Annotated in this window: 3 protein-coding genes; 1 reads left to right on the top strand and 2 read right to left on the bottom strand. The window is 69.3% G+C overall.

Annotated elements, in window-relative coordinates; translation table 11 throughout:
- Window positions 1-385 precede the first annotated feature (385 nt).
- Complete coding sequence (locus ACY34I_RS39650; protein ID WP_462760577.1) at window positions 386-694, top strand: transposase; 309 nt, start codon at window positions 386-388, stop codon at window positions 692-694.
- 12 nt (window positions 695-706) lie between these two features.
- Here the strand turns inward: ACY34I_RS39650 and ACY34I_RS39645 are convergent, their stop codons facing one another.
- Both ACY34I_RS39645 and ACY34I_RS39640 read right to left on the bottom strand, forming a co-directional pair.
- On the bottom strand, window positions 707-4588 hold the full coding sequence (locus ACY34I_RS39645) for a S8 family serine peptidase (RefSeq protein ID WP_462760575.1): 3882 nt from the start codon (window positions 4586-4588) through the stop codon (window positions 707-709).
- Window positions 4589-5008: 420 nt separating this feature from the next.
- Complete coding sequence (locus ACY34I_RS39640) at window positions 5009-7921, bottom strand: ATP-binding protein (protein WP_462760573.1); 2913 nt, start codon at window positions 7919-7921, stop codon at window positions 5009-5011.
- Window positions 7922-8482: the final 561 nt, after the last annotated feature.

The raw sequence follows: 8482 nt of genomic DNA, 5'->3' as shown, positions 1-8482 counted from the left end.
TGCTGCGGCTCCTCCCGGCGTACGACTCGGGCGACCATCTGCACCCGAGCGACGCCGGCTACCAGGCGATGGCTGATGCGGTGGACCTGAAACTCCTCCGTCCCGCGCTCTCCTTCCCCGGATAGTCGGCCCGGCCGACGCCGGATCCGGGAGACGACGGCCGGGGCGCCGGTCCATCCACAAGGGCCTCAGCCACCGGCCGAAACACTCGCTTAACTTGTCCTTTAACCCTGATGTCTCGGCGGCCGTGATCGTCCTTTGTGGATTCGGTGTGCCGTGGAGACGGAAGCCGGCCACCGTCTGATGATCCTTCGGTTCCCTGGCAAGGACGTGAAGAACAAGGACGGTGGCCGTGGCCACGATTGTGGACTACGTAGCGGGGCTGGTGTTACCCGACACGCCCGTGAGTGATTCAGCGGCAGTGCTGGCGCGCATCCGCCGGGACTTTTACCAGTGCTTGGTGCGCCGGGCGGACGCGTTGTTCGAGCTGACCGACGCGGTCCTGTGCGCCGACGGGCCGGTACACAGCCTGGTCGACCTCACGTTAACGGCGGAGCATCGCCGGGGTCACGGTGCCCTGTACGACGGGCTGAACGCTGAACTGCATTCAACAGCACGCAACGCCGCTCAACTGCACCGCCTCCACCTGCGGCTTTCGTTGCTGCAGGTCAGAGGCGGTGCAGCGTCCTGCTGAGTTGGTAGAGCCCTAGAGTTCAGCACACTGACCGGTCGCGCGGCCGGTCACCTCGTTCGACGCACCCTGGTTGACGGGTGCTGGCGCGTTGCCGGTGCAGGACACATTGCCGGCGATCCGGTTGCCCGCTACCACGAGCGTGGAGCCGTCAGCGGTGTTGTCGTGCAGCCCGACGTTGCCGGCAACCTGATTGCCGGAGAGCACCAGACCACCGGTGGCGGTGACCGTTATCGGTCCGGTGACCCCGCTGTCCCGCAGCACGACGACCGCCGCGTCGACGGCTGAGATCGTGCCGTTCACCGTCGCGCCGGTGGAAACCAGCCCGGCGCCGGCCCGTACGTCCACCGGACCGAGCACCTGGGCACCCTTGGCCAGGCAGGTCACCCCCGTGGTCACCGTCAGCTTGCCATGGTGCGTACCGGTGATCGTGCGGTCGCATCCGACCACCCGGAGCGGGGCGGTGACGTGGCCGACGCTGAGCTCGTACCGGCCGGGCTCATCCAGCTTCGTCGACCAGTCCACCCGGCTGGCGGCGGCCGGCTCCAAAGTGACCTTCGTCGTGGCGATGACCTTCCCGTTCGCCGTCAGTGAGGCGTTGTAGCTGCCGCCAGCCGCCCCCACGTTGGTCACGTTGGCGCTGACGCCGACCCGGTCCGAGTTCGTCGCCAGATCTGGCTGGACCTGCAGACCCCATGGCACGAACACCGCGCGGTTCGGGCTGGCCTTGGCGTCGTACGCAAGGGTCGCGTAGTCGCGGTTCGTACCGACGCCGAAGCTGAAGCCGGTGACGTAGACGCGGGTGGAGTCGGGGCTCACCCGCAGCGCGTTCGCGCTGTCGAAGTTGTCGCGTGGCCCGTTGTACCGGGCCTGCCACAGCTCAGCGCCGGTGGCCGTGTTGTATCCGATGGTGGCGTAGTCGGCGTTGGTGCCCACACCCATGCTGTGGCCGGAGACGAAGACGGAGGAACCGTCGGGACTGACCGCCACCGCCTGCGCGATGTCGACGCCGCCGGCAGGACCGTCGTAGCGCTGTGTCCACCGCTGGTTCCCGGTCGCGGCATCGTAGGCCACCGTCGTAAAGTCGTCTTCACTGCCGACTCCGGCGCTGCGGCCGGTCACGTAGACGGCCGAACCGTCGGGATGGATGTCGAGGGCGAAGGCGTAGTCCGCGCCGTGGGCGGGGCCGTCGTAGCGTGCGAGCCACAGTTGGGCGCCGGTGGTGCGGTCATAGGCGATGGTCGCGTAGTCGGTGCCGTTCGCGCCCGGGCTGTAGCCGGTGACGAAGACCTTCGAGGAGTCCGGACTCACCTGGAGGTCCTGCGCGAGGTCACCCCCGCCGGCCTTCGGCCCGCTGTACCGGGCGATCCAGAGTTGCTTGCCGGTGGCGGCCTCGTACGTGATGGTCGCGTAGTCGGAGTCGTTCGGTACCCCGGTAGCTGGCCGGCTGTAACCCGTGACATGGACCGTGGCGCCGTCCGGGGCGACGCGCAACGCCACCGCGGTGTCGGTGAGTTTCCCCGGCCCGTCGTAGCGCGCCAGCCACAGTTGTTCGCCGGTCGCGGCCCGGTAGGCGACTGTCGCGTAGTCGTTCCACACGTCGTCGCTGAGGCCGGTCACGAAGACGGCGGAACCGTCCGGACTGACGTCGAGTGCGAGCGCGGAGTCGTCGCCGGTGCCGGGGCCTTTGTAGCGTGCCACCCACTGCTGGGACCCGCTGGCCGCGTCGTACGCCAGGATCGCGTAGCCCGTGCTGGTACCAGTGGCCGTGCTCGGGCCGGCCACGTAGACGGTCGCGCCGTCGGGGCTGACCACGAGGCCGTAGCCAGCGTCGCGGCGCTTCACCCCACCGTCGAAGCGGGTCTCCCAGCGCCGCTTCCCGGTGGCCGTGTCGAAGGCGATGGTGACCATGTCGATGCCGGTGCCGTCTCCCGGGCTCTCCCCGGTCAGGTACATCGTCCGACCGTCCGGGCTGATCTGCATCTCGCGCGCGATGTCGCTGCCACTGTCCGAACCGTCGTAGCGGTCCGTCCACAAGGCGTCGATGTTGCAACGCTCACCGCAGCGCAGTACGAAGTCCACTGCCACCGAGCCGCCCTTCTCGACCTGGACGTTGCTCGGACTGGCGGAGGCGAACATCTCGTGCGACGCGGTCACCTCGTGGGTGCCGACAGGCGCGGCGACGCTGAACGTGCCGTCCGCACCCGTGGTCGTCAGCGGGACGTTCCCGGCGCTGATGATGGCACCGGGAACGCCGCGGCCGCCCTTGTCGAGCGTGACCCTGCCGGTGATGGTCCCGGTGGGCAGCGGCTTCAACGTGGCGTTCACGGTGGTGGTCGCACCCTTTTGCAGCGTGACACCCGAAATGGTCAACGGCTCGTACCCGAACCGCGACACCTGCACGTCGTAGCTGCCAGGCAGCAGGTTGATCCGGTACCGGCCGTCGGTGCCGGTGCCGATCGCGAACGGCACATCGCCGTCGAGGACCTTCACCTGGGCATCGGCGATCGGTGTGCTGGTGGCGGCGTCCGTGATCCGTCCGCTGATGCCGGCGTCGCCGGCCACCCTGAGGGTGGCTCCGAGCGCGTCCAACCGACCTTGGCCGTACACGTTGTTGTTCCCCGGCGTACCACCGCAGCTCAGATCCTCGGTGTCGATCGCCGTGACGTCGAGAGCATCCCGGGTGCTGGTGAGATCGCCGACCAGGCCACCGGAGGCCGACCATAGCAGCGCCACCACGCCGGCCAAGTGCGGCGCCGCCATCGACGTGCCGCTGTAGCTCGCGTACCCGTCGCCCGGCACGCTGGAGCGGACGGCGACCCCGGGGGCGGAGATGTTGGGTTTGATCTCGTCGTCGCGGCCGGAGCCCCGGCTGGAGAACCTGGCGATCGTGTTGTTGCTGTCGTAGGCCCCGACGCTGTACGCCTTCGGCGCATCACCGGGGGATTCGGCCGTCTCGCAAGCCGGGCCGCTGTTGCCGTTGGAGAACACCGGGAACATGCCGGCCGCCGCCCAGGCGGACACCATCGCGTCGTAGAAGTCCCGCCCGCCGGAACCGCCCCAGGAGTTGTTCACCACGTGCGGCCGCAGATCCGGGCGGGGGTTGTCGCCGGCGAGGTCGGTCGGCGCGAGCATGAACTGGCCGGCGGACAGCAGTGCGTTCAAAGAACAGCTATTGGTCTCGCACCCCTTGGCCGCGATCCAGCGCGCTCCCGGCGCCACGCCGATTTGGTTTCCGGCGCCGTCGGCTCCCACCATGGTTCCCATCGTGTGCGTGCCGTGGCCGCTGTTGTCGCATGGCTCGTCGGCGGGACACACGTTGGACGGGTCCCACCACTGGTAGTTGTGGTCGAACGTGCCGTCGCCCCGGTTTCCGCGGTACTGGTTGACCAGTGCCGGGTGGGTGAACTGGACCCCGGAGTCGATGTTTCCGACCACGATGCCGTCGCCCCGGACGCCCAGGTCGTTCCAGACCCGATCCGCCCGGATGTTGCTGACACCCCACTCCACGGTGCTGGATTGCGGTCCGGTATGTTCCGTCGCCTTGATCGGGCGCGGCAACGCGATCGGCACGTCCGCCTGGATCTCCACCACGCCGTCCAGCGCGAGCGCGACGTTCAGGGCCTGCCGGTCACCGCCCCGTACCAGAATCCGGTTCGCGATCCAGAACTGCTCGAACTTGACGCTTCGCGCGGTCAGATCCGCGGCGAGCGCAGCCTGGCTGGCTCGTGTGGTCTTTACCAGCCGGTCGTACACGTACCGGCCACGCGCACCCCAGTCTTTGATCTTGCTGGCGCCGCTCAGATCGGCCCGGGTGTCGAAGACGACCCAGAAATCGGTCGCCGCCCGGTCGCCGAGCTTGTCGGCCACCGCCCGGTCGACCCGGGTATCCGTCACGTCGGCTTCGTACGCTGCCGCTGATGTGGTCGGTGAGACGGCCGCCAGCACAGCGACCGCGCTGGCGAACACCGTCCATCGTCGGATTCTCATCGTTCTGTCTCGCTCTCACTCGAGGGGGAATCGGGTTACTCCACGCGCACCGAGGCGCGGTAGGCGTGTCCCGCGGGCGCTGCCCAGCAAGCCGGTCACAGTGGTTCGTAATGCTTTCCACTCGCCTTGCCGGGCTTGTCAGGGTCGTTCCGTCGAACCGGATGCTCGTCGTTTTGGTCAGGTGCACGAGCGCCGGTCAGGCTCGTCGGATCAGCCGGCACGTGGGGTGCCAGCTCCGCGGCATCGTGCGTTTCCACTGGTTCTTCTGCCACAGCGCCAGCATGCAGAGCGTGGTGACCAGTAGCGACCGTGCAGACTACGGAGAATTCATCCGCCGTCGGCGGGTCGCTCCGCGGTGGGCGAGAGGAAGCCGGCTTCGACCGCGGCGATGGCGAGCGCGGTCCGCGACGCTACCTCGAGCTTGCGCATCGCGGACTTGACGTGGCTCTCGACGGTGCGCGGCGACAGGAACAAGGCCGCGGCGGTCTGCCGGTTGGTCATCCCCCTGGCGACCAGGCGGAGCACGTCCAGTTCACGTGGGGACAGCTGGTCGCCGTACCCGCGCCGCCCGCCGCGCCAGGCCCGCGCGACCTCCAGCCCGTGCTCCCGCAGCAGTTGAGCCACCCGGTCCGCGTCCCACCGGGCGCCCAGGGCGTGCAGGCGCTGTTGGGTGTCGTTGAGCAGCATCAGCGCGGTGTCCCGCTCGTGGGCGGCAAGCAGGGCCCGGCCCTGCCGCTCTCGGCTGAGCAGCTCGTCATAGGGCCGGGGCAGCGCCGCCCACAGGCACGCCGCCTCCCCGAACAGATCGGCGGCCCGGCGCGGATCCTCCCCGGCCGCGGTCACAATTCCTCGGCAAGTCACGAGTGCAGCCGCGGCGGCCGGGATACGTCGCCCGGCGAGCTCCTCGGCGAACGTGGCGACGAACCTTCGGGCGTCCGCCACCCTGCCGGCACCGAGCAGCGCGTCCATGTGTACTGGTGCGATGTCGGTGACCCACAGCCACACGCCCTTGTGCGCGATCATGTTCACCACCGGACCCGTGACCGCGAGCGCCTCGGCCGGGTCCCCGTCGGCCAGGCAGAGCCGCGCCAGCGCCGCTGGTACGGCGACCGCCTCCGGGTCCGTGACACCGAGCCGAACCTGTTCCGCGGCGACCTCACGCTGGACCGCCGAGCGGGCACCAACGGCGAGGTCGAGCAGGCCACGCACCTGCTGGGCATGCAGCAGGCTGTGCGGGTCGATGTCCTCGTTGCCGGCCAGCTCCGCCACCCGTGTGGCGAGCCCGGACCAGTTTCCGGTGTACCAGTCGAGGCGGTCCTGCGCGGCCCGCGCCTCGTAGGCGATCCGCCGGTACTCGGCGGACTCGATGTGTCGGAGGGCCGTGGCCAGGTGCCCGCGCGCGTCGTCGAATCGACCCCAGGTCAGCATCACCCAGACCGCGTTCACCAGCGCGCGGGCGATGTTCCGCTCGCCCGCTTGGGCTGACGGCGCGTCGGGCAGGGCGCCGAGCACCTCCCAGCCTTCGTCGTCGCCGAGCAGGAGCAGCGCGGTCAGCCGCATGTTCAGGACGGCGTGCTGGGCCCGCGGGGTGACCTGGTCGAGCAGCTCACCGGCCCGGTCCAGCCAGTACCGGTGCCTGGTCGCCGGCCAGTCCGGTATCAGCGGAAGCGCCATGTTGGCCATGGCCCGGATCGCCAGCTCCGGGGATCGGCCGAGCTCGCCAACCGCCGCCTCCCACTGCCCGAACGCGGCGGACCTCTCACCGACCGCCCACAACATCCGGCCGAGCAGCAACCGCAGCTCGCCCCGATCGCTCTCGTCGATGTCACCGGAGTCCAGCACTTGGCCGAGGACCCGGACCACCTGCACGGCGAGATCACCGAGCGCGGCCGCGCCGAAGAACGCGGCCCGGCCCAGCTGGTGTGCCAGCCGGACCCGCCGGTCGCTCGGGTGCTCGGTGGAGCACATGATCTGCAGGAGGGTCTCCACGGCGCTGCGGTCGTCACCGGACTCCAGGGCGAGCGCGGCGCTCGCCGTGGCGTAGCTGCACCACTGCTCGTCGTCACCGGCCTCGCGGAAGTGGTGAGCGAGCCGCGCCACCGACGGGTGGTCGTCGAGCCGCAGCGCCTGCGCGGCCCGCCGATGCAGCCGGCGCCGCTCGGAGACCGGCATCGCTTCGCTGATCGCCTGCGCGTCGAGGACGTGCCGGAAGGTGAAGCGACCGGGCGAGCGTTCCCGCAGCAGGCCGGAGGTGAGTGCGACGGCGAGCCCACGCCGTACGGCGTCGGAGTCCAAGTCGGCAACCGCGGCGAGAAGCGACTCGCCGGCGGGCTCGGCGAGGATGCTCACCGCGTCGAGCAGCCGCCGGGTGTCCCCATCGAGCCGATGTACCCGTTCCAGGACCGACTCGCGAACCGTCGCCGGGAGGTCGAGTTCGGCGAGTGTGCGGCGGGTCCATCGACCATTCTCACGGAGGATGTCCCTGCGGTCCTCCAGGAGCAGCAGGTACTCCTCCGCCACGAGGGGGATGCCGTCGGTCGCGTCGTGCAGAAACTCCGCGAACTGCTCGGAGACATCGTCGGTGGCGTAGACCGAGGCCACGAGCTGCCGGATCTGCTCGACATCCAACGGCTTCAGCTCGATGCGGACCCGGGACATGCCGGCGGGAGACCGTGCGGTGAGCCGCGGTAGCAGTGACTCCGTCGGTACCTCCCACGGCCGGAAGGAGACCACGATCGAAAGTTCGCGTTCCTCGGCGCACAACGTCAGCAGCCAGTCCAGCGTGGCGGAGTCGGCCCAGTGGACGTCCTCGACGACGACGACGTCGACACCAAGACGTTCGACCAACTCCGAGAGCGCGCGGAACAACCGGTACCGGACCGCACTCGGGTCGTCCAGCGCCTCCAGCGCGGGCGGGAGATCGTCCGCCCACTCTGGGAAGAGTGGCCGCAAGGCGCCGCCCAATGCAGTCATGCCGACTCCGCCAAGATCGGTTGCCAGCCGCCGGATGCCGGCCACAATCACCCCCAGCGGGGACGGCTCAAGCACCGGAGGGCAGGTCGCGAGCAACACCCGATCAGGCGATGACGGTCGGTCGGCGAGCCTTGCCAAAGCCTCGCGCAGCAGGCGAGTCTTGCCTATCCCGGCCTCGCCTTCCACGATCACGAGCGCTGAGCCTCGGGCCAGGGAGCCCTGTACCTTGCCGATTGCGTCGTCCCGGCCAACCAGCGCCGGTGTCATCGCCGGCTGACCCACCGATGCCCATTGGCGTCGTTCGGCTCGTGCAGGCACCTCCACCTCCACCTTCGCCCTGGGCTGCCAAGACGCGGCTCACCCATAGTGACACTATCGAATCCCCTGGTGCTGCACCGTTATCGATGGTGGCGATCGCGGCGGTGACGGCGCGATTAAAGGTGATGGCGAACGAGAATCGCGCCGGCTTTGACGACTGCGGCGACGACCGTGCCGCTGTAGCTTACCGGCCAGTTCCGCCACGCTGTCGAGATGAACAGCTGGCTGGTTCACTCCTGGAAGTGCAGAACAGCCCTCACTCCGGCGGCGGGTCGGCTCCGCCCAACATGGCCGGGCTGGCCGCACTCGTTTAGCGCGAACCACGGCAACAACAAATCTTGGCCCGGCTCGTCCATGAGATCAGCTCGGCAATCGGCCTGGGCCGACGCGCCGTGCTCATCTGCCGCCGTCCGTGCGCGCCGCGCGTTGCCGGTCGCGACAGCGTCCCTGATCAGCTTAGCGAGGGACTGTACAAATAACGGCCCTGTCTCACATTCGGTGGTGACGGAC

It is taken from the genome of Micromonospora sp. RTBAU3-60, from assembly GCF_054963695.1.
The sequence above is the reverse complement of the archived record's forward strand: the minus strand, read 5'-3'. Positions and strand labels throughout refer to the sequence as shown.